The sequence below is a fragment of the Brevundimonas sp. genome (assembly GCF_051858995.1).
Taxonomy (GTDB): Bacteria; Pseudomonadota; Alphaproteobacteria; order Caulobacterales; family Caulobacteraceae; genus Brevundimonas.
Map to the genome: position 1 here is coordinate 38,710 of NZ_JBHYGN010000011.1, position 20,753 is coordinate 59,462.

Genomic DNA, 20,753 nt, shown 5'->3' on the forward strand with positions numbered 1-20,753 from the left:
AAGCAAGTTCCGGGCCACTTCGCCGGGATCAGGGAAAATCGCGTGCTCGGACAAAGGCTCGAGATCAGACAGGGGCAGGGGCTCGTCATCACGCCCCAGCTGCAGCAGGCGATCAAGCTGCTGCAACTGTCGAACCTTGAGCTGGAGGCTTTCGTCGAGGCCGAGCTGGAGAAGAACCCCCTGCTCCAGCGCGAGGACGGCGAACCGGGCGGCGAACCCGGCGAGGCCCCGGTCGAACAGCGGGCCGAGGTCGCGGATCGCGCCGAGATGACCTTCGAGGACGGGCGCGCCGCCGATGCGGGCGACTCCGTCGATGCGCGGGGCGACGATGTCTATGGCGACGCCGCCCCCGGCGAGCGCGGCGCCGACCGCACCGACGACGGCCAGCCCGGCCTGACCGACTGGTCCCGCGCCGGCTCCGGCGGCGGCCTTCCGGACGGCGAAGGACGTGAACAGCCGGATGCGCGTGACGCCACCCTGTGGGAGCATCTGCAGGCCCAGGCGTCGCAGGCGGGCTTCTCGGCGGCGGACCACGGCATCGCCCTGACCCTGATCGACATGGTCGACGAGGGCGGCTACCTGCGCGGCGATCTGGCCGAGGTGGCTGAGCGGCTGGGCGTCGGCATCGAGCGGGTCGAGAGCGTCCTGGCCGCCTGTCATGGCTTCGAGCCGACCGGCGTCATGGCGCGCTCGGTGCCCGAATGCCTCGAGCTGCAGCTGATCGAGCGCAACCGCTTCGATCCGGCCATGGCCGCCCTGCTGGAGAACCTCGACCTGCTGGCGAAGCGGGATCTGACCGGCCTGCGCAAGATCTGCGGCGTCGACGCCGAGGACATGGCCGAAATGATCGCCGAGTTGAAGGCGCTGACACCGCGCCCCGGCGCCGGCTTCGGCGGCGAACCGGCCCAGACCGTCATCCCCGATGTCCACGTCCGGGCCGATCCGGCGGGCGGCTGGAAGGTCGAGCTGAACTCCGACACCCTGCCGCGCCTGATCATGGACAAGCGCTATCACGGCGTCGTCGCCTCGGGCGCGCGCACCGAGGTGGAGAAGACCTTCGTCGCCGACTGCGCGGCCCAGGCCTCCTGGCTGGTCAAGTCGCTGGACCAGCGGGCCAAGACCATCCTCAAGGTGGCGTCCGAGATCGTGCGCCAGCAGGACGCCTTCCTGGCCTTCGGGGTCGAGTTCCTGCGCCCCCTGAACCTCAAGACCGTCGCCGACGCCATCGGCATGCACGAGTCGACCGTCAGCCGGGTCACCTCGAACAAATATGTCTCCACGCCGCGCGGCGTGTTCGAGCTGAAATTCTTCTTCACGGCGGCCATCCAGTCGTCGGACGGCGGCGCGCTTCACTCGGCCGAAGCCGTCCGTCACCGGATCAAGACCATGATCGACGGCGAGGGCCGCGACGGCGACGTCCTGTCGGACGATCGCATCGTCGAACTGCTCAGCGAAGCCGGCATCGACATCGCCCGCCGCACGGTCGCCAAATACCGGGAAGCCCTGCGGATTCCGTCGTCTGTCGAGCGCAAACGAATGCTCAAGGCGGGCTAGTTCCCCCTGCGACCAATCGCGCAAGCGTGACTGTCGATTTCCTTGTTCTTCGTTGACACCAAACCGGATCGGTCGCGTTCTATCGGCATGCAAGTCCAGGTCAGCGGCAAGCACGTAGATGTCGGCGAAGCGTTAGGCTCGCGCATCTCCCAGGAACTCGAAGACGGGATCGGAAAATATTTTGAACGCGGCGCTCAGGATGCTGAGGTCGTCGTCTCGAAAGACGGTCATGGATTCAAGGTGGACTGTTGGGTCCGCCTCGCCTCGGGTCAGGCGATCGTGACCACCGGCCTCGGAGGGGACGCCCACGGCGCCTTCTCCGACTCGCTCGACAAGCTCGAGAAGCGGGTGCGCCGGTACAAGCGCCGCCTGAAGGATCACCACATCGGGCCCAAGCGTCTCTCGCCGGAGAAGACCGAGGACGCCGCCCGCGAGGTCGCCCGTAGCATCGTCCTGCGCAATCCGGACGAGGTCGAGGATGATGCGTTCGGCGACGCCGGGGCTCCGGACGAGCCTCCGCCCGTGGGCATGGTCATCGCCGAGAACGAAACCGAGATCCGCACCATCACCGTCGGCCGCGCCGTGGCCGAGCTCGACATGACCGGCTATCCGGTCGTCGTCTTCCGCAACGCCGCCCATGGCGGCATCTCGGTGGTCTATCGCCGTCCCGACGGAAACGTCGGCTGGATCGACCCCGACCGAAAGGGTGTTTCTCTCAACGGACACGGTTCGGTAAACGGTCGTACGTCATAGTGCTTCCCTCGGAAGGGCGGGTGTTCTAAAGGGCGCCCGCCCACCCTGGGATGAAGTGAGAGTCGGGGTTTCAATGGACATCGGTGATTTGCTCGCGGACGGCGGCGTCGTCCTGCGCAGCGGCGCGTCGTCTAAGCGCCAGGCGCTTCATGTGGTGGCTGACGCCGCCGCCCAGGCCCTCGGCCTGCCCGAAGAGCGCGTGCTGGAGGCTCTGCTGGAGCGCGAGGCGCTCGGCTCGACCGGGCTCGGCTCTGGCGTGGCCGTGCCTCATGCCCGTCTGGACGGCGTCAACCGCGTGACGGCGGTCTTCGTGCGCCTGGATACGCCGGTCGCCTACGGCTCGGTCGATGACCGACCGGTCGATCTGCTGTTCGCCCTGTTCGCTCCGCCCAGCGATGGGGCCGAGCACCTGCGGGCCCTGGCGGCGGTCTCGCGCGCCCTGCGCTCGTCCGAGATGCGCGAGCAACTGCGTCAGGCCCACACTCCTGACGCCATCCACGCCCTCTTCGTCCGCGATCAGGTCCCGGCTACGGCGGCCTAGGGGCGGCCATGGTCTTTCTTTGAAGGGCGCTAACGCCAACCGCGCGGCGGGTGGCTGCCTGAGCGCATGGGATATCTCGCTGGACGTCCTCAGGGGCGGGCCAGCCGCGGGCGCTCAAGCAGCGAGGCTCCGCGAGCCGAGCGTTAGCGCCCCTTGTGGTATGTCATCAGTGAACCGACACGGGCTCCAGCTCGTGGGCCACGGCGGTGGCGAAGGCGGTCTCGCGGTCGACCATCACGGCCAGCCGCTCGCCGTCGGCTCCGTGGACCGCATAGAGGGTGGCCTCCGGGTCGATGGACAGGCCCTGCATCGCCGTCATGGGGGTGTCGGCCATCACGTCAGCGGCGCGGATCTCGCGCACATAGACGAGGTCCGGAGCGCCCAGATCGGCGAAGTCCTTGTGGGTCATTCTCTCAGGCGTCATGTGACCGCCTCCTTCAATCAACTAACGCCGATAAGGCGCTTGGGTTCGGTCCCGTCAGCGGCGACCGTGGGAACGACGGCTGTCAGCCCGTCGTGATGGGGATGCGCCGCAGGACCGGCAGGTCCTCGGGGCGGCTCATGTCGACGTGCAGCAGGCCGTGCTCCAGCTTCGCCTCGTCAACCTCCAGCCCGTCCGCCAGCACGAAGCTGCGTACGAAGCCGCGACCGGCGATGCCGCGATGCAGGAAGGCCTGCGGGTCCTTGGCGGCCGCATCCTCTCGCTTGCCGGCGATGGTCAGCTGACGGCCTTCGAGAGTGATCGCCAGATCGTCGGGGCCGAAGCCCGCCACCGCCAGGGTGATGCGGACGGCCTGCTCGCCGCGCTGCTCGACATTGTAGGGGGGATAGCTGTCGGCCGCCGCCCGCTGGGCGCGGTCGATCAGGGCCCGGGTGTGGTCGAAGCCCAGCAGGAAGGGGCTGTCGAACAGGATGGTGCGCGTCGTCATGTCTCTTGCCCCCGAAGCAGGCCTCTAAGCCGTCCACGCCCCCCGAGATCGGCAGGGCGCCGGCTGAGCTCTAGATGGGACCGGAAGGCGTCCGGTGCAATCCGGCCAGGGCCGGAATTGGAGAAGGCCTCGCGGTGTCCCGCGAGGCCTTCATGGTGGAGCTTAGCGGAGTCGAACCGCTGACCTCTTGCATGCCATGCAAGCGCTCTACCAACTGAGCTAAAGCCCCGAACCGTTGCCGGTTTCGTCCGCCGAGGTGTTGGTGTTGACCCCCGGCGAGGCGGCGGAAACTATGTCAGGCCCGTTTGAGGATCAAGCCCGTTTTCGCCTTTTATTTTCACCTTTTTCGAACGCCGTTCTCAAGGTGTTTCCAGGCGGATCAACACGCGTCGATCCGCCCGGAATTCCGTCAGTCTTCGTCCTTCTCGGGCTTGCCGATCTCGTCCTCGAACGAGTCATCGTCATCCTCGTCCTCGATGAAGGGGACCGAGTCGTCATCGTCGTCGTCGGCCAGGACGTCGTCCTCGTCGCCGGCCTCGCCCATGCCGGGCTCCTCGGTCGGGTCGGTGGGCGAGTCATCGTCGTCGTCCGGCGTCAGGATCGGCTCATGGCCTTCCTCGTCGATCTCCGGGGTCGAGGTCGCTTCGTCCTCGTCCTCGTCGCCTTCGGCGTTCTTGTCCTTGACCTGATCTTCGGCCTCGTCGTCAGCCGGGTAGCCGGCCGGACGGCCGCGGCGGTTGCGCAGCTTCAGGGCTTCTTCGGGATCGAAGTCGGTGCCGCACTTGGGGCAATGGGCCGGACGACGGTTGAGGTCGTAGAATTTGGCCTGGCAGTTCGGACAGACCTGCTTTTGGCCCAGTTCGGGATTAGCCACGGAGGCGCCTCTCACGGTAGGGGGGAATTCGGGGGCGTCCCTTGCCACCCCTTGGGGCCGCTGTCAAAAGCGAAGTCTGCGCCACCCGCGCCGTCCTTGACCTTTCGGAGACCTGCGGGTGACGAACACCACACATCTGACCACCCGTCGCAGCCCCGCGCTGACCGGTTCCGTGCGCGCCCCCGGCGACAAGAGCATGTCCCACCGCTCGATGATCTTGGGGGCCATGGCGACCGGGGTGACGGAAGTCGAGGGCCTGCTGGAGGGTGATGACGTCCTGGCCACCGCCCGCGCCGCCGAAGCCTTCGGCGCCCAGGTCGAGCGGCTGGGGCAGGGGCGCTGGCGGATCACGGGGCGGGGCGGCTTCCGCTCGCCGGACAGCGTCATCGACTGCGGCAACGCCGGAACGGGCGTGCGCCTGCTGATGGGCGCGGCGGCGGGCTATCCGATCACCGCGACCTTCGACGGCGACGCGAGTTTGCGGAAGCGGCCGATGAAGCGCGTCACCGTCCCGCTGGCCGATATGGGCGCGAGCTTCGACTGGCTGGCGGCGGAGGATCGGGTGCCGCTGCGACTGACGGGCGGGACCCTGCGTGGCATCGATTATGTGCAGACCGTGGCCTCGGCCCAGATCAAGTCGGCCATCCTGCTGGCCGGGCTGAACGCCGAGGGCGTGACCACGGTCGCCGAACCGGAGAAGAGCCGCGACCACACCGAGCGGATGCTGCGCGCCTTCGGAGCCGAAGTCGGGGTCGAAGACCATGGTGAGGGCTGGTCCATCACCTTGATGGGCGGCCAGCCGCTGACCGGGACCTTCGTCGCGGTGCCGGGCGATCCGTCGTCGGCGGCCTTCCCGCTGGCGGCGGGGCTGGTGGTTCCGGGCTCGGTCGTGACGGTCGAGGGCGTCATGCTGAATCCGCTGCGCACGGGCCTGTTCGACACCTGGCTGGAGATGGGCGCGGACCTGACCATCACCAACCGTCGCATGGCTGGAGGCGAGGAGGTCGGCGACATCACCGCCCGTCACTCGGCGCTGAAGGGCGTGGTGGCGCCGGAGGACCGCGCCGCCTCGATGATCGACGAGTATCCGATCCTGGCCGCCACCGCCGCCTTCGCGGAGGGGCGGACGGTGATGCGCGGCGTCGGCGAGATGCGGGTCAAGGAGAGCGACCGGATCGCCCTGATGGTCGCGGGCCTGCGCGCCTGCGGCGTCGCGGTCGAGGAGGAGCCCGAGGGCTTCATCGTCACCGGCGGTCCGGTGCGGGGCGGAGGGACGGTGCACACCGCCCACGATCACCGCATCGCCATGAGCCATCTGGTGCTGGGCCTCGCCGCTGAAGAGCCGGTCACCGTCGATGACCCGGACATGATCGCCACCAGCTTCCCGGGCTTCGTCGAGATGATGCGGGGACTGGGCGGGGAGATCGGTGGCTGAGCGAACGCCTTCCGCGAAGCAGTTCGAAGACTTCGCCTTCAGCTGCGCGGTGGGCTTCCTGGTCTTGTTCGTCTGCGCCCTGGTGGACGGCTACGACGGCGTTGTCACCCGCAAGTCCGGAACCTTCCGGTTGGCGGACGATCCCGGGCTTTTCTGGGCCGCGATGATCTTTCCGTGGGGCCATTTCGGCTTGCTGCTCGTGATCGCCATGATCGCGGCGGGCGTCGGCGCCCTTGTCTTGAAGGCCTCGGAGAAGGCATCAGGAGCAGAATGACCGCTTCTCTCATCATCGCCGTCGACGGACCCGCCGCCTCGGGCAAGGGCACCATCGCCGCGCGGCTGGCCGCAACCTATGGCCTGCCGCATCTGGACACCGGTCTGCTGTACCGAGCCGTGGGCGTGGGCGTGCTGGACGCGGGCGGGTCGCTGGACGACGCGGCGGCGGCCGAGGCCGTGGCGCTGAAACTGGACGCCAGCCATCTGACCGACACCGACCGTTTGACCAGCGGCGAGGCGGGCGAGGCGGCCAGCCGGATCGCCGGCTATCCCGGCGTGCGCGCGGCCCTGCTGGCCTTCCAGAAGGCCTTCGCGACCCAGGCGGGCGGTGCGGTGCTGGACGGGCGCGACATCGGCACGGTCATCGCCCCGGACGCCCAGGCCAAGCTGTTCATCACCGCGACGCCGAACGTGCGGGCGACCCGGCGCTGGAAGCAACTGACGGCGCGGGGGCAGGACATCGCCTTCGAGGCCATGCTGGCCGACATCATCAAGCGGGACGAGCGCGACGCCGGGCGGGGCGCGGCCCCCATGGTGCAGGCTGAAGACGCCGTCTTGCTGGACACGACCGATATGGATATAGAAGCCGCCTTCGATGCGGCCCGCCGTATCGTCGAGGCGGCGCGCGCGAAACACGGTCTCTAGACCGCTCTCGCAAATCCAACGCTCCATCCTCGGCTTCCGCGGGCGCTCTGGCTGAGTTTGAAGCCTCGCGTCCCGACGACCTGATTTCCTCTTTTGAACCCCCTTCGCGCGGGACCTTCCGGTCGCGCGCAAGACCTTTTCTCCAACCCCAGAGTTACATGACCGACACCCTGACCCCCACCCGCGACGATTTCGCCGCGCTTCTCGACCAACAACTGCAAGGCCGTGACCTCGGCGAAGGCCAGGTCGTCCACGGCCGCGTCGTCGGCATCGAGAAGGACATCCTGATCATCGACGTCGGTCTGAAGACCGAAGGCCGCATCCCGGCCCGCGAATTCGGCATCGGCGAAGGCGCCGTGATCCCGAAGGTCGGCGACAACGTCGAAGTCTATCTGGAGCGCGTCGAAAACGCCCTGGGTGAAGCGGTCATCAGCCGCGACAAGGCTCGCCGCGAAGAAGCCTGGACCCGCCTGGAAGTCGTCTTCGCCGACGGCCAGCCGGTCAACGGCACCATCGTCGGCCGCGTCAAGGGCGGCTTCACCGTCGACCTGGGCGGCGCCTCGGCCTTCCTGCCGGGCTCGCAGGTCGACATCCGTCCGGTGCGCGACGTCGCCCCGCTGATGGGCAAGGAACAGCCCTTCGCCATCCTGAAAATGGACCGTCCGCGCGGCAACATCGTCGTCTCGCGTCGCGCCATCCTGGAAGAAGCCCGCGCCGAACAGCGCACGGAGCTGGTCGGCCAGCTGCAAGAGGGTGAAGTCCGCGAAGGCGTCGTCAAGAACATCACCGACTACGGTGCGTTCGTTGACCTGGGCGGCATCGACGGCCTGCTGCACGTCACCGACATGTCGTGGAAGCGCGTCTCGCACCCGTCGCAAGTCCTGGCCGTCGGCGACACCGTCAAGGTCCAGATCGTCAAGATCAACCCGGACACCCAACGCATCTCGCTGGGCATGAAGCAACTGCAGGCCGACCCGTGGGACGGCGTGGAAGCCAAGTACCCCGTCGGCGCGAAGATGTCGGGCCGCATCACCAACATCACCGACTACGGCGCCTTCGTGGAGCTGGAAGCCGGCGTCGAAGGTCTGGTGCACGTCTCGGAAATGTCGTGGACCAAGAAGAACGTCCACCCCGGCAAGATCGTCTCGACCTCGCAGGAAGTCGACGTGGTCGTGCTGGACGTCGACGCCTCCAAGCGCCGCATCTCGCTGGGCCTGAAGCAGGCTCAGGACAACCCGTGGGATGCCTTCGTGGCCTCGCACCCGATCGGCTCGACCGTCGAGGGTGAAGTCAAGAACGCCACCGAGTTCGGCCTGTTCATCGGCCTGGACAACGACATCGACGGCATGGTCCACCTGTCGGACCTGGACTGGAACGTGTCGGGCGAAGAAGCCATCCAGCGCTACCGCAAGGGCGAAACCGTCAAGGCCAAGGTCCTGGACGTCGACGTCGAGAAGGAACGCGTCTCGCTGGGCATCAAGCAGCTCGGCGGCGATCCGATGGAAGGCGACACCTTCAAGAAGGGCCAGCAGATCACCGTCACCGTGACGGCGATCGAGACCGGCGGCATCGAGGTCAAGTTCGGTGAAGAGGACGCCCCGGCGACCGCCTTCATCCGCAAGTCGGACCTGTCGCGCGACCGCAACGAGCAGCGCACCGAGCGCTTCTCGGTCGGCGACCGCGTCGACGCCATGGTCACCGGCGTGGACAAGGCCTCGCGCCGCGTCTCCGTCTCGATCAAGGCGCTCGAAATGAAGGACGAACAGGAAGCCATCGAGCAGTTCGGGTCGTCCGACTCGGGCGCCTCGCTGGGCGACATCCTGGGCGCCGCCCTGCGCGAAAAGGCCGGCTCGAAAGAATAAGCCTCTTCGTCAGTGACGAAAGAACGATGGGGCGGCCGGATTTTTCCGGCCGCCTTTTTCGTGCCCCGCCGCTGCCTTGGCGGGCAAATTACGTACGTTACCGTACAGTTAACCTACAATTCCGTCAGTAATCGGGGCTTGGGGCCTTTTTCCCCCGCCGCGCGAGCGTTAGGGTGGGCCTTGCATCCGGCGTTCAGATGCACCCGTATGGGCCCGGGAAGGGCTGACAGGGGCGGGGGCCTGCATGATCAAATCCGAGCTCATCGAAAAGCTCGCTGCCGAGAACACGCATCTGACCCATGCTGAGGTCGAGCGTGTGGTCAACGTCGTGCTCGGCCAGATGGTCGACGCGCTGGGCGAGGGCGGTCGCGTGGAACTCCGTGGCTTCGGAGCCTTTTCCGTTCGGGGACGTCCGGCGCGCGCTGGTCGGAACCCGCGTACGGGCGAGTCGGTCGAGGTGCCGGCGAAAGCCGTGCCCTTCTTCAAGAGCGGCAAGGAGCTGCGCGAGCGGCTGAACGCCACCGACTGACATCAGGAGCCCCATGGGACTGGCTAGCGAGTTCAAGGAATTCATCGCCCGCGGCAACGTCATTGATCTGGCCGTCGGCGTGATCATCGGCGCCTCGTTCGGCAAGATCGTCACCAGCCTGGTCGAACAGGTGGTCATGCCGCCGATCGGCCTGCTGCTGGGCAGGGTGGACTTCTCGAACCTGGAATGGGTGCTGGTCCCCGAGAACCCGCTGACCGAAGAGGTCGAGAAGGTCGCCATCCAGTACGGCGCCTTCATCAACACCGTGATCCAGTTCCTGATCGTGGCCATGGTGGTCTTCCTGATGGTGAAGGTCGTGAACCAGCTGCGCCGCGAACAGGCCGCCGCGCCCGCACCGGAAGTCCCGCCGGCCCCGACCGCGACCGAGGCCCTGCTGGCCGAGATCCGCGACGAGTTGAAGGCCAAGCGCTAAGCCTCGCTGCTAGCGTCATCCCGGCGAAAGCCGGGACCCAGCGGCGCCGCGACGGCGGCGAAACACTGAAAGTCCATGTAGAGACGCCTGTATACCCGGCAGGGTCGCGCTCACGCGCGCCGCCGGGTCCCGGGTTCGCTTCGCGCCCCCGGGATGACGATAGCAGTTGTGGCGCGTGGTTTCGGGAGCCGCCATACCCCTCAAGGCGGCCCTGAAGGCGCTCTTCCGACGGGGAGGCCGGGGAGGATGAAGGGCGAGGGTGGAGACGGGGCGAATACACCGTCCAAAGCGTCTAAACCGTCTAATCCGTCTATCCCGCCCGCTCCGGTTTCGAGGACGTCGAGGCGTCTGCACGCGGTCGCCATGGCCCTGGTCTCCTCGCGCATCGCCTCCAACCGGGCGCTCTGCCTGGGGCGGGTCTTACGCGCCTCTTGCTCACGGCGGAGCCGTTCGAGCCGGTGGATTTCCACCACCCGGTCGCGCTCGGCGTCGAGGGCCTGGCGGACGCGGCGCCAGCGCAGGGCCTCGGCGGCGTTGCCGTGCAGGACCGCCCGCGTCATCCGCTGGAAGGCGACGATGATCAGCTCGCCCAGAGGGATCCTGTCCAGATCGCCGTCGAAGCGCTCCTCGAGCGCGAGGCCCACGTCGTCACGATCCAGACCCATGGGCAGGGACGGGGGCTGGTCCCCGCGTCGCCATTTCTCATCGGCCGCCCGTTTGCGCACGGTGCTGAGCCCGACGCCGTAGCGCCGCGCGCAGGCCGGGGCGGACCAGCCGGACAGATAGTCCTCGCGGATCTGCTTCCAGACATCGTCGGAGACAGGGTTGTGGCCGGCGTCGGCGGGGGATGCGTCGTTCATGGGAGCCTCCGGAGTTGAGGCATTATGGAACGGCGATACGTCAAATTTGGACGTAGGGGGAGGAGGGGAGCAGGGTGTGGGGTGTGGGGTGTGGGGTGTTGAGTGTGGCGGGCGCGTGCACTCCACACCCCACACCCTATCCCCTATGCCCTGCTTCCGTGCTCAGGCCTTCGACGCCGTGTGCGCGCCGGGAGCGGGGGCGCGGACCCCGGCATGGACGCCTTCCAGCGGGACTGGGCGCAGGCAGACGGCGTAGTCGCCGTCGTAGGGGGTGGGGGACCAGAGGGCCGGGTCCGGCGCGTTGGGCGAGAACTGGGCGTGGCAGTGGCCCCAGCCGCCTTCGCGGCGGGCGGTGCGGGCGAAGTCGCCGAGCCGGTGCAGGACCTGGGGCGAGACGGCCTGAAGCCGGAGCTTGGCCGCGCCCATGGCCCGGGCGGCGTCGCGCAGGGCGGTCATCAGCACGGGAATGACGTCGGCGTGGTTCGCCAGCGCTTCCAGATCGATGATCTCGAGCACCGGGGGTTCGAGGATGTTGGACTTGGCCATCATGGCGATAGCGTAGGCGACCATGGCGCCGTCGCGTTCGAACGAGAGGATCAGCGGCGGCTGGGACAGGTCGGGGTCCTGCAGGCGCCAGCGCTGGATCTCCGGACTGCGGTCGGCCAGCAGGCGGGGTTCGGCGGCCAGCGCCGTCCAGAAGGCGGCGTAGGGGGAGGCGTCGCTGAAGTCGGTGAGGACGCGGACCCCCGGCGGCAGGGCGGGGCGGGCGACGCGGCCGAGCCGGTCGTTCATCAGCCGCTCGCGCGAGCCGACCATGCCGGGGGCGGCGTCGTAGAGCCGTCGCCACAGGCGGCTGATCGCCAGCGGCAGGGGGGCGACGATCCAGCTGAGTTTGAGGGCGTGGGTCTGTTCGGGCCAGGCCTGCATGCCGTGGCGGACATAGAGGGGCTGGGACCTGGAATTGGCGTTGAAGGTGTAGCGGGCGAAGACGTCCGGCTGGCGGATGAAGGTCTTCAGCATGGCCCGGCTGGAGCCTTTCACCGCCGCCGAGACGATGATGTTGAAGCCGGTGGCGCCGTGCAGGCGTCGTTCGCCCAGCCGGAAGCGCTGGATCAGATTGCCGACGTGGCCGGCGGGCTCGCCATCGGGGCCGTCGACGATCCAGCCCGCGGGAGCGCCGATGTCGAGCCGGGCGGGATTGGCGTGAAGCCATCGCCAGCCCGCCAGCGACCGTTCCGGCCAGCCCACGCTGCGATGCAGGGCCTGGATGGCGGGATAGTCGGCTTCCGCGATCTCTCTGAGGGTCATGGCCAAACTGTATCGTTTCGGGAACCCGAGGCTCCCACGTCGCAAAACGTGCAGAGACCGGGCCGGTTCTACAATCTGGGGTCGATTGATGGTTACCGTAGGGCGCGAGGCGCGGATTCCGGTTTGACTCTGGCCGGCGTTGGAACAAATAAAGAACATTCGACTTTCCAGAGCTGTCATGTCCGCCCTTCCCGCCGCATCGCCGGAGCCGTTTCCGGAGGCCCCCGCGCCTCTGGAAGAAGCGTGCGCGCCGACGCCCCGGGACATGGCGGCGACCCTGCTGTTCGCCCTGTCGCGACGACGGGAAGGGGATGGGCGGCCGGTGCTGATGGCGGCGCCGAGGGCGTGGTTCACCGAGCATGGGCGGCCCTATGGCCCCGGCCTGGCCGGGACGGCCCTGATCCTGACGCCGACGGCGACGGCGGCCGAGGCCCTGTGGGTGCTGGAGCAGGCGCTGCGGTCCGGGGCGGTGTCGCTGGCGCTGGGGGCCGTGGATGGGGCGACCCTGGCGCAGACGCGGCGGCTGGAGTTCGCGGCGCGGGAGGGGGAGGCGGTCGGGCTGATGCTGCCCCGGCATGGGGGCGGGCTGAGCGCGGCGCGGCGGCGCTGGCGGGTGACGGCGGCCCTGTCGGCCCCGGACCGGGACGATCCGCGCGCGCCGGGACGGACACGGCTGACGGCCGAGATGACGCGGGGCCGGGGCGAGCGTCCCGGCGTCTGGATGATGGAGCAGGATGATGAGACGCATCGTCTCCGTCTGGCTGATCGACTGGCCGGTTTCGGTCCGCCGCCGATCGCTGGAACGGGCGCGGCGACCGGCCTCGCCGCCTGATCCGGCGCTCGACCCGGCCAACCCCTTCGCCCTGATCCTGAAGAACCGCCGTGGGGCGGCGGTGATCCATGCCCTGAACCCGGCGGCGCGGAAGGCGGGGCTGAGGCGCGGGCAGACGCAGGCGGATGCGCGGGCCATGATCCCGCAGCTGCTGTGCCAGCCCGCCGACGTGGCCGCCGACGAGCGGGCGCTGAAGGCGCTGGCGGTCTGGGCCGAGCGGTGGTCGCCCTCGGTCAGCCTCGATCCGTCGGAGGAGGGGCTGGAGGGGCTGTTCCTCGACGTGACCGGGGCGGCGCATCTGTTCGGCGGCGAGGCGGCCCTGCTGGCGGCGATGCGGGAACGGCTGGCCGGGACGGGGACCGCCGCGCGCGTGGCCATGGCCCCGACGCCGGGGGCGGCCTGGGCGCTGGCGCGGTGGGGCGAAGGGCGGGACCCCATCGCCACGGACGAGACGGTGTCGGACCTGCTGGCCGACCTGCCGGTGGATGCGCTGCGGCTGGACGAGCGGACGATCACCGGGGCGCGGCGGCTGGGGCTGAAGACCATCGGCAGCCTGTACGCCATGCCGCGCACCGGGCTGGCGCGGCGGTTCCGGGACGGGGACGCCATCGGGCTGGTGCGGCGGCTGGATCAGGCGCGGGGGCATGTGGGCGAGGCGCTGACGCCGGTGCGCCCGCCCGCCCGCTATCGAATATGGCAGGCCTTCGCCGAGCCGCTGGGCGACATGGCCGGGGTGGAGGCGCGCCTGCCGGAACTGGCGGCGGACCTGACGCGGTCGCTGGAGCGGGACGGGCAGGGGGCGAAAGTTCTGACCCTGACCGGCTTCCGCACGGACGGGGAGGCGACCCAGCTGTCGGTGCGGATGGGGCTGCCGGGGCGGGATGTGTCGATCTGGATGCGGCTGTTCCGCGAGGCCGGGTTCGGGCGGCTGGAGCTGGGGTTCGGGCTGGACGCCCTGATGCTGACCGCGGACGAGACCGAGGTCATGGCGGCGCGGCAGGGGGCGCTGGAGACCGAGGCGGAGGCGAAGCAGGCGGAGGATCTGGCGGTGCTGATCGACCGGCTGACGGCGCGGCTGGGCGAGGGGCGGGTGCTGACGCCCGAGCCGGTGGACAGCTGGATCCCCGAGCGGGCCGAGCGGCTGGTTCCGGCGCTGGGGCGGGTTCCGGCGGCGGACGCGGCGGAGGTGGGGCGGCGGCCGATCCTGCTGCTGGATCCGCCCGAGCCGCTGGAGGACCCGGTGTTCGACCTGCCGGACGGCGCGCCCGCGCGCTTCACCTGGCGGCGGGTCAGTCGACGGATCGTGCGGGCCGAGGGGCCGGAACGACTGGCACCGGAATGGTGGCGACCCCGCCCGGACGGGCGAGAGGCGCGCACCCGCGACTACTACCGCGTCGAGGACGGCGAGGGCGGTCGCTACTGGCTGTTCCGCGAGGGGCGCTACGGCTGGGACTACGCCGGGGCGGGGGATGAGCGCCGGGCGCCGAGCTGGTGGATGCACGGGGTGCTGGCGTGAACGGTCGGGCCAATAGCTGGAATGGTCAGTATGCGGAGCTTGGGGCGATCACCAACTTCAGCTTTCTGGAAGGGGCGTCGCATCCGGGCGAGGTGATGCATCAGGCCAAGGCTCTGGGGCTGGCCGCCGTGGGGGTGGCGGACCGCAACACCCTGGCCGGGATGGTGCGCGCCCTGATGGGGGCGGAGAAGCTGGACATCCCCCTGATCATCGGGGCGCGGCTGGGCTTCACGGACGGGACGGACCTGATGGTCTTTCCGCGCGACCGGGCCGCCTATGGGCGGCTGTGTCGCCTGCTAACCCTGGGCAAGAGCGAGGCGGTGCCGCAGGTCGGCGCCCAGGCCGACGGCGATCGCATCGAGAAGGCCGAGACGCGGTTGAGCTTCGAGCAGGCGGTGGGGCTGGGCGAGGGGATGATCGCGCTGGTCCCGGCCCCGGAGACGCCGGATGCGGACTTCGAGGCGCGGCTTCTGGCGTGGCGCGAGGCGTGGCCGGACGACCTGTATCTGGCCGCGGCGGCCCTGTGGCGCGGGGATGACCGACGACGGCTGGCGCGGCTGGCGGCGATGGGGGAGCGGACCGGGGCGCCGATGATCGCCACCAATGCGGTCCTCTATCACCACCCCGACCGGCGGATGCTGCAGGACGTGCTGACCTGCATCCGCGAGGGGACGACCATCGACAAGGCCGGGCGGCGGCTGCAGGCCAACGGCGAGCGCTTCCTGAAGCCGCCGGAGGTGATGGCGCGTCTGTTTCGGGGGCATGAGGCGGCGCTGGCGCGGACCATGGACGTGGCGCGGGCCTGCACCTTCTCGCTGCGCGAGCTGAGCTATCAGTACCCGGACGAACCGGTGCCTGCGGGCTGGACCGCCCAGCGCCGACTGATGCGGCTGACCTTCAAGGGGGCGCGGGAGAAGTGGCCTGACGGCGTGCCGATGAAGGTGCGGACCCAGATCCGCGATGAGCTGAAGCTGATCAAGCAGCTGAAGTACCCGAACTACTTCCTGACGGTGCACGACATCGTCGCCTGGGCGCGGGGGCGGGAGAAGCCGATCCTGTGCCAGGGGCGGGGCTCGGCGGCGAACTCGGTGGTCTGCTTCTGCCTGGGGGTGACCAATGTGAACCCGGCCGAGCAGGACGTGCTGATCGAGCGATTCATGTCCGCCGACCGGGACGAGCCGCCGGATATCGACGTCGACTTCGAACACGAGCGGCGTGAGGAGGTGATGCAGTATGTCTACCGCCGCTACGGCCGCGACCGGGCGGCCATCGTGGCGACCATCATCCACTACCGGCCCCGCTCGGCGATCCGCGACGTGGGCAAGGCGCTCGGCCTGACCGAGGACGTCACCGCGCGCATGGCCGACACCGTCTGGGGCTCGTGGGGCGATGCGGTGAAGGACGAGCACGTGGATCGCACGGGCCTGAGCCGCGACGACGCGCGGATGAAGCTGGCGCTGGAACTGACCGCCGAGATCATCAAGTTTCCCCGCCACCTGAGCCAGCATGTCGGCGGCTATGTGCTCAGCCAGACGCCCCTGCTGGAGATCGTGCCCATCGGCAATGCGGCGATGGACGACCGGACCTTCATCGAATGGGACAAGGACGACATCGACTGCCTGAAGCTGATGAAGGTCGATGTGCTGGCGCTGGGGATGCTGACGGCGCTGCGGCGGGGGTTCGACCTGATCGCCGACAGCTATGGCCACCGGTTCGAACTGCACACGGTCCCGGCGGAGGACCCCGACGTCTACGGCATGCTGTGCAAGGGCGATTCCATCGGGGTGTTCCAGGTGGAGAGCCGGGCGCAGATGGCCATGCTGCCGCGCCTGCAGCCGCGCGAGTTCTACGATCTGGTGGTGGAGGTGGCGATCGTCCGGCCCGGGCCGATCCAGGGCGGGATGGTGCACCCCTATCTGAAGCGGCGGAAGGAACGGCGCGAGGCGTGGGCGGAGGGGCGGCCCTTCCACATCGACTATCCCAGTCCGTCCCCGGAGCATGGTCCGGCGGACGAGCTGAAACAGGTGCTGAACAAGACGCTGGGCGTGCCCCTGTTCCAGGAGCAGGCGATGCGGATCGCCATGCAGGCGGCGAAATACACCCCCGCCGAGGCCAACAGCCTGAGGCGGGCCATGGCCACCTTCCGGCACATGGGGACCATCGGCCAGCACGAGGCGCGGTTCACGTCGAGGATGATCGAGCGGGGCTATGATCCGGCGTTTGCGCAGAGCTGCTTCGACCAGATCAAGGGGTTCGGGGAGTACGGTTTTCCCGAGAGCCACGCCTGCTCCTTCGCCCTGCTGGTCTACATCTCGGCCTGGATGAAGCACCACTATCCGGAGGTGTTCTGCGCGGCCCTGATGAACAGCCAGCCGATGGGGTTCTATGCCCCCGCCCAACTGGTGCGGGATGCGCGGGAGCACGGGGTCGAGGCGCGCCACCCGGATGTGAACCGCAGCGACTGGGATGCGACCCTGGAGCCCCGGCGGGACGAGGCGCGGCACGCCCTGCGCCTGGGCCTGCGCGCCATCGACGGGTTCAAGGAGAGTTGGGCGAAGCAGATCATGGCGGCGCGGGCGGAGGGGCCGTTCGCGGATCTGGACGACCTGCGCCTGCGGGCGCGGCTGACGCCGGCGGCGATGGACCGGCTTGCGGAGGCGGACGCCTATGGCTCGCTGAAGCTGAGCCGGCGGCAGGGGATGTGGGCCGCGCGCGGGGCGCCGCCGGTCGCGGGCGCGCCCCTGTTTGAGGCCATGGGCCTGCGCGAGGCGGACGGGCGCCCGCCCGAGGCCCTGCCGGAACTGGCGCCGTCCGAGGAGGTGGTGGGCGACTACCAGACGATCCGCCTGTCCCTGAAGGGGCATCCGGTCAGCTATCTGCGGGAGCGGCTGGCGGCGGCGGGGGGCCTGACCGCGGCGGCCTATCCGGGGCTGGCCAACGGGAAGCGGGTCGCGGTCGGGGGCGTGGTGCTGGTCCGCCAGCGGCCCGGCACGGCCAAGGGCGTCTGCTTCATGACCGTGGAGGACGAGACCGGCGTCGCCAATCTGGTGCTGTGGCCCGATGTGTTCGAGCGGCTGCGTCCGGTGGCCATGGGCGCGCGGATGGTGCTGGCGCGGGGCAAGGTGCAGACCGCCGAGGGGGTGACCCATCTGGTGGTCGAGGAACTGGAGGACTGGACCCCGATGCTGGGCCATCTGTCGCCCGACGCCGCGCCGGGCTCAGGCCACGCGCCGACTCAGCGGCGACATCCGAGGGATGTGCGGGTGCTGCCGGGCTCGCGGGACTTTCACTGACAGGCTCCCGTTGGTCTCAACCTGAGCATGTGTCTTAATCGCGGGATGATCGCGATGACGGTTCTTTCCCTGCTCGCTCTCGGGCAGGAGGATGTGGTGCTGATGAGCGGATTCCGGCAGGTGGCGGAGCCGTGGACCCAGTCTGTCCGCGCCGTCTGCGGGCGGGATGTGCTGGAGGTCATGGGCTATGGCGCCGGGACCCCTCAGCCGCGTGAGCCCCGGATCCGGGTGAACGGGCGAGCGCTGACGGGTGACGCGGTTCCGGAGCTGCTGGGCGACATCTCCACCGCGTCGGCCGTCTATCGGTTTCAGGTGATGTGCCCACGCAACGGCGGGTTCTCGGTGATCGTCAGTCGCGGCGAGGTCCCGCGCGACGGCGGGGTCGTGTACGAAAATGCGGCGGCCCGGATCACGGGGCGTGAGCTTGTGACCTATTCCGGCATGGGACAGGCGACCGCCGAAGACTTCTGGTTCCGCTGAGGGCCTCTGTCCGAGATCGTGCCGCAGTCGGCCGAAGGCTACCCCTAAGGCGTCGGCCGCCAACACGGATCAAGGGTCGGCTCGACATGCTCGAACCAGTCGCGGACAGGGCCCGCGCCGCCATGGGCGAGCGAGAGTTCCACCGGCGCGCCATCGGTTGAGACGGCCCTCAGTGTCAGACGATAGCTCTGGTGGAGATATCCGAGGTTTGGCGGGGAGGGGCGCTGGCCCTCCGCTGGCTGGACAGGCCGTATTTCGACCGGTGGGAGCGAGACGCGTTCCAGACGGTCAACCGCATCGGCAAGAGCCGGACAGGTCGGCCCATTCGCTTCCCGCACGGCGCCGTTCGATTCGGTCAGCACGGCTCGCCACCTCGTTTGGTCGCTCGCGCGCTCGGCGTAGATCGTCAGAACGGTGCGCGCATCATGCTCGCCCCGAAGGATCTCGACGACCGCCGCCGCCGGCGGTCCGCCCCGTTCGCCTGACAGGGTCTGGGCAGAGGCCAGGGCGGGCATCGAAGCAAAAACCGCTGCCGCTATGCCGGCGGCGTAATGGTCGTTCCCGGGCATGGCTGTCCATCCGGGTTTACGGGTTGGCCTAAGTCGTCCGAGTTGCGGGACGAGGCGCTATTGTACGCGCGAATGCCAAGGTGAGGCTGTTGCCTAGTCGGCGCGGTCGGTGGACTACCCTTCCAGCAGGGGCGGTGCTGAGCGCCTATTGGTACGGCTCGGCGTCCCGCGCGGCCGCATAGTCGGCGAGCATCAGGGCTTCACGGTTGTCCGCGTGGATGTCGATGATCCAAGTGTCCACCAGATCGACGGTCGCGTGCCAGGCGCAGTGATCGCTGAACCAGAAGACCTCGACCAGCGGCTCGTCGTCGTGCCAGCTGGTCATGACGTGCTTGTCGTCGGGGATGGCGTTGAAGTCGTGGAGCTTCATAAGCGCCCAATCGACGCTGTCGTGCCACGCTTCGGCTTCCTTGGCCCCACGTCATCGCGAAGAGGCAGCCGCTGCGGACCAGCCATCCGCCCATCCGGTCGCGCCAGCCCTGTTCGACAGTCTGCTCAATGACCACGACGGCCCTGAACGGGCCGTCCTGCCCGATGACGGGTGGTTCCGATCCGGCGGGCAGGTGCAGGTAGCGGACCGTCATGGCGTGACGCCTACCCCTTCCGGAACCAGCGCCACTTCCAGATGCGGTAGCCGATGATGGGGGCGAAGCCGCAGATGAGGGCGGCCGCCAGCACGGTCCAGAAGCCGCCGCCCAGCCAGAATTCACCGGCCAGCGCCCCGACCCCGGCCGCGAGGACGGGGCCGAGCCAGGGCAGCCAGGGCGGCGGCCGCATCTGCATTCAGGCGTCGACCTTGATGACGCCGCGACGGATCTGGTCCAGCTCGATGGAGTCGAACAGGGCCTGGAAGTTGCCGTTGCCGAAGCCCTCGTTGCCCTTGCGCTGGATGATCTCGAAGAAGATCGGGCCGAAGGTGTCCTGGGTGAAGATCTGCAGCAGCAGGCCTTCCTCGTCCGAGCCGTCGATCAGGATGCGGTTCTTGCGCATCCGCTCCACGTCCTCGCCGTGGCCCGGCAGGCGTTTGTCGATCAGCTCGAAATAGGTCTCGATGGTGTCCTGGAAGTCGACGCCGCGAGCCTTCATGGTCTCGACGGTCTCGTAGATGTTCTCGGTCGTCAGGGCGATGTGCTGGATGCCCTCGCCGTTGTAGCGACGCAGGAACTCCTCGATCTGCGAGTTGTCGTCCTGGCTTTCGTTCAGCGGGATGCGGATGGCGCGGTCGGGCGCGATCATCGCCTGCGAGAACAGGCCGGTCGCCTTGCCCTTGATGTCGAAATACTTCTGCTCCTCGAAATTGAAGATCGAGTTGTAGAAGCCGGACCAGGTGCGCATCTGGCCGCGACGGACGTTGTGGGTCAGGTGGTCGAGGACCTCGAGGCCGACGGAGTTCTTGCGCTCGGCCTCTTCCCAGCCCTCGATCTCGTCCCAGCCGTCATACAGGGAGCCGGTCTCGCCGTACTGGTCGATGACGTAGAGCAGCGAACCGCCGATGCCCTGCAGGATGTAGGGATAGTCGTTGCCGAGCGCCCCGCCGGCGGCGTCGGTGGCGGCGACGGCGCCGCGGGCCAGGGCGCCTTCATAGGCTTCCTTCGCATTGGCGACGCGGAAGGCCATGCCGTTGGCCGAGGGGCCGTGGTCGGTGGCGAAGTCGGCGGCCTGGCCCTTGGGCGAACCGTTGACCAGCATGGTGATGTCGCCCTGCTTCAGGCGGATCGCGCCGGTGGCCGGGTTCACATGGGTGCGGGTGAAGCCCATCAGCTCCAGCCGGGCGACCATGGCCTCGGGCTGGGGACCGGTGAACTCGACGAACTCGAAGCCGTCGACACCGAGGGGGTTTTCCTGGTCGATCGTGGCGGCGTCAGTCATGGGGCGTCTCCTGAAGGAAGCGTTCGGCGTTGGCTCGCCGATGTCGCGCGGAACCTAGTGTCCGGAACCCGTGAAGCCAAGGTGGGACGGGACACAGGTTCGTGGGGGGGCGCACTTGGCTTTCCTTCTCCCGATGGGAGAAGGTGGCCGGGCGGAGCCCGGTCGGATGAGGGTCGGCTGTTGAAGTCGGCGTAA

21 protein-coding genes, 1 tRNA gene and 2 pseudogenes are annotated in these 20,753 nt (G+C 68.8%); 13 read left to right on the plus strand and 11 right to left on the minus strand.

Annotated features, from left to right (window positions below; all coding sequences use genetic code 11):
• Positions 1 to 42 precede the first annotated feature (42 nt).
• The 3 genes from rpoN to ptsN all read left to right on the plus strand — a co-directional run bounded on the left by rpoN (position 43) and on the right by ptsN (position 2,848).
• On the plus strand, positions 43 to 1,554 hold the full coding sequence (rpoN, locus tag ACTIEF_RS12460) for an RNA polymerase factor sigma-54 (RefSeq protein WP_439472464.1): 1,512 nt from the start codon (positions 43 to 45) through the stop codon (positions 1,552 to 1,554).
• A gap of 87 nt (positions 1,555 to 1,641) precedes the next feature.
• Entirely contained in the window at positions 1,642 to 2,307 is a 666-nt protein-coding gene (hpf, locus tag ACTIEF_RS12465; protein WP_439472672.1) for a ribosome hibernation-promoting factor, HPF/YfiA family, read from the plus strand.
• A 73-nt stretch (positions 2,308 to 2,380) separates the two neighbouring features.
• A complete protein-coding gene (gene ptsN / locus ACTIEF_RS12470) occupies positions 2,381 to 2,848 on the plus strand; it encodes a PTS IIA-like nitrogen regulatory protein PtsN (RefSeq protein ID WP_439472465.1) in 468 nt (155 codons plus the stop codon).
• Positions 2,849 to 3,014: 166 nt separating this feature from the next.
• Here ptsN and ACTIEF_RS12475 read toward each other — a convergent pair whose 3' ends face one another.
• The 4 genes from ACTIEF_RS12475 to ACTIEF_RS12490 form a co-directional block, all read right to left on the minus strand.
• Complete coding sequence (locus tag ACTIEF_RS12475) at positions 3,015 to 3,272, minus strand: DUF1150 domain-containing protein (protein ID WP_439472466.1); 258 nt, start codon at positions 3,270 to 3,272, stop codon at positions 3,015 to 3,017.
• 82 nt (positions 3,273 to 3,354) lie between these two features.
• Positions 3,355 to 3,777, minus strand: coding sequence for an Hsp20 family protein (locus ACTIEF_RS12480; protein ID WP_439472467.1), 423 nt, complete (start codon positions 3,775 to 3,777; stop codon positions 3,355 to 3,357).
• Between the two features lie 153 nt (positions 3,778 to 3,930).
• Positions 3,931 to 4,006, minus strand: a tRNA-Ala gene (locus tag ACTIEF_RS12485).
• 180 nt (positions 4,007 to 4,186) lie between these two features.
• Positions 4,187 to 4,651, minus strand: a complete 465-nt coding sequence (locus tag ACTIEF_RS12490) for a TIGR02300 family protein (protein ID WP_439472468.1) — start codon at positions 4,649 to 4,651, stop codon at positions 4,187 to 4,189.
• A 136-nt stretch (positions 4,652 to 4,787) separates the two neighbouring features.
• Here ACTIEF_RS12490 and aroA point away from each other — a divergent pair, with 136 nt between their 5' ends.
• The 6 genes from aroA to mscL all read left to right on the plus strand — a co-directional run bounded on the left by aroA (position 4,788) and on the right by mscL (position 9,831).
• The gene (aroA, locus tag ACTIEF_RS12495) at positions 4,788 to 6,086 is read left to right on the plus strand and encodes a 3-phosphoshikimate 1-carboxyvinyltransferase (RefSeq protein WP_439472673.1); all 1,299 of its coding nucleotides are present in this window, start codon (positions 4,788 to 4,790) and stop codon (positions 6,084 to 6,086) included.
• Positions 6,079 to 6,360 carry a hypothetical protein gene (locus tag ACTIEF_RS12500; protein ID WP_439472469.1) on the plus strand — a complete coding sequence of 94 codons (282 nt, stop codon included), beginning with the start codon at positions 6,079 to 6,081 and terminating at the stop codon, positions 6,358 to 6,360. The genes aroA and ACTIEF_RS12500 overlap by 8 nt, the downstream gene beginning before the upstream one ends.
• Positions 6,357 to 7,007 (plus strand): (d)CMP kinase, encoded by a 651-nt coding sequence (gene cmk, locus ACTIEF_RS12505; protein WP_439472470.1) that lies wholly within the window; start codon positions 6,357 to 6,359, stop codon positions 7,005 to 7,007. The genes ACTIEF_RS12500 and cmk overlap by 4 nt, the downstream gene beginning before the upstream one ends.
• Before the next feature lie 158 nt (positions 7,008 to 7,165).
• The gene (rpsA, locus tag ACTIEF_RS12510) at positions 7,166 to 8,869 is read left to right on the plus strand and encodes a 30S ribosomal protein S1 (RefSeq protein ID WP_439472471.1); all 1,704 of its coding nucleotides are present in this window, start codon (positions 7,166 to 7,168) and stop codon (positions 8,867 to 8,869) included.
• A 244-nt stretch (positions 8,870 to 9,113) separates the two neighbouring features.
• Positions 9,114 to 9,398 (plus strand): integration host factor subunit beta, encoded by a 285-nt coding sequence (locus ACTIEF_RS12515; RefSeq protein ID WP_439472472.1) that lies wholly within the window; start codon positions 9,114 to 9,116, stop codon positions 9,396 to 9,398.
• Positions 9,399 to 9,411: 13 nt separating this feature from the next.
• Positions 9,412 to 9,831: a large-conductance mechanosensitive channel protein MscL gene (gene mscL, locus ACTIEF_RS12520; RefSeq protein WP_439472473.1), complete on the plus strand. Its 420-nt coding sequence runs from the start codon at positions 9,412 to 9,414 to the stop codon at positions 9,829 to 9,831.
• Positions 9,832 to 10,031: 200 nt separating this feature from the next.
• Here mscL and ACTIEF_RS12525 read toward each other — a convergent pair whose 3' ends face one another.
• Both ACTIEF_RS12525 and ACTIEF_RS12530 read right to left on the minus strand, forming a co-directional pair.
• Positions 10,032 to 10,691 carry a hypothetical protein gene (locus ACTIEF_RS12525; RefSeq protein WP_439472474.1) on the minus strand — a complete coding sequence of 220 codons (660 nt, stop codon included), beginning with the start codon at positions 10,689 to 10,691 and terminating at the stop codon, positions 10,032 to 10,034.
• Positions 10,692 to 10,853: 162 nt separating this feature from the next.
• Positions 10,854 to 11,999 (minus strand): N-acetyltransferase, encoded by a 1,146-nt coding sequence (locus ACTIEF_RS12530; protein ID WP_439472475.1) that lies wholly within the window; start codon positions 11,997 to 11,999, stop codon positions 10,854 to 10,856.
• 178 nt (positions 12,000 to 12,177) lie between these two features.
• On the opposite strand from ACTIEF_RS12530, the gene ACTIEF_RS12535 reads away from it, so the two are divergent.
• Genes ACTIEF_RS12535 through ACTIEF_RS12550 form a run of 4 tightly spaced genes read left to right on the plus strand, consistent with a single transcriptional unit; the run spans position 12,178 to position 18,120 of the window.
• Positions 12,178 to 12,831 carry a hypothetical protein gene (locus ACTIEF_RS12535; RefSeq protein ID WP_439472476.1) on the plus strand — a complete coding sequence of 218 codons (654 nt, stop codon included), beginning with the start codon at positions 12,178 to 12,180 and terminating at the stop codon, positions 12,829 to 12,831.
• Positions 12,737 to 14,347, plus strand: coding sequence for a DNA polymerase Y family protein (locus ACTIEF_RS12540; RefSeq protein WP_439472477.1), 1,611 nt, complete (start codon positions 12,737 to 12,739; stop codon positions 14,345 to 14,347). The genes ACTIEF_RS12535 and ACTIEF_RS12540 overlap by 95 nt, the downstream gene beginning before the upstream one ends.
• The gene (locus ACTIEF_RS12545; protein ID WP_439472478.1) at positions 14,344 to 17,640 is read left to right on the plus strand and encodes an error-prone DNA polymerase; all 3,297 of its coding nucleotides are present in this window, start codon (positions 14,344 to 14,346) and stop codon (positions 17,638 to 17,640) included. Before ACTIEF_RS12540 ends, ACTIEF_RS12545 begins: the two co-directional genes overlap by 4 nt.
• A gap of 54 nt (positions 17,641 to 17,694) precedes the next feature.
• Positions 17,695 to 18,120, plus strand: coding sequence for a hypothetical protein (locus tag ACTIEF_RS12550; RefSeq protein ID WP_439472479.1), 426 nt, complete (start codon positions 17,695 to 17,697; stop codon positions 18,118 to 18,120).
• A gap of 44 nt (positions 18,121 to 18,164) precedes the next feature.
• On the opposite strand, the gene ACTIEF_RS12555 is transcribed toward ACTIEF_RS12550, so the two are convergent.
• The 5 genes and pseudogenes from ACTIEF_RS12555 to hppD form a co-directional block, all read right to left on the minus strand.
• On the minus strand, positions 18,165 to 18,689 hold the full coding sequence (locus ACTIEF_RS12555; RefSeq protein ID WP_439472480.1) for a hypothetical protein: 525 nt from the start codon (positions 18,687 to 18,689) through the stop codon (positions 18,165 to 18,167).
• Between the two features lie 145 nt (positions 18,690 to 18,834).
• Positions 18,835 to 19,083, minus strand: a pseudogene (locus tag ACTIEF_RS12560) (DUF7684 family protein); the annotation flags it as partial.
• A gap of 25 nt (positions 19,084 to 19,108) precedes the next feature.
• Positions 19,109 to 19,273: pseudogene (locus tag ACTIEF_RS12565) on the minus strand (DUF7684 family protein); the annotation flags it as partial.
• Between the two features lie 10 nt (positions 19,274 to 19,283).
• Entirely contained in the window at positions 19,284 to 19,472 is a 189-nt protein-coding gene (locus tag ACTIEF_RS12570; RefSeq protein WP_439472481.1) for a hypothetical protein, read from the minus strand.
• Complete coding sequence (gene hppD / locus ACTIEF_RS12575) at positions 19,473 to 20,558, minus strand: 4-hydroxyphenylpyruvate dioxygenase (RefSeq protein WP_439472482.1); 1,086 nt, start codon at positions 20,556 to 20,558, stop codon at positions 19,473 to 19,475.
• Positions 20,559 to 20,753: the final 195 nt, after the last annotated feature.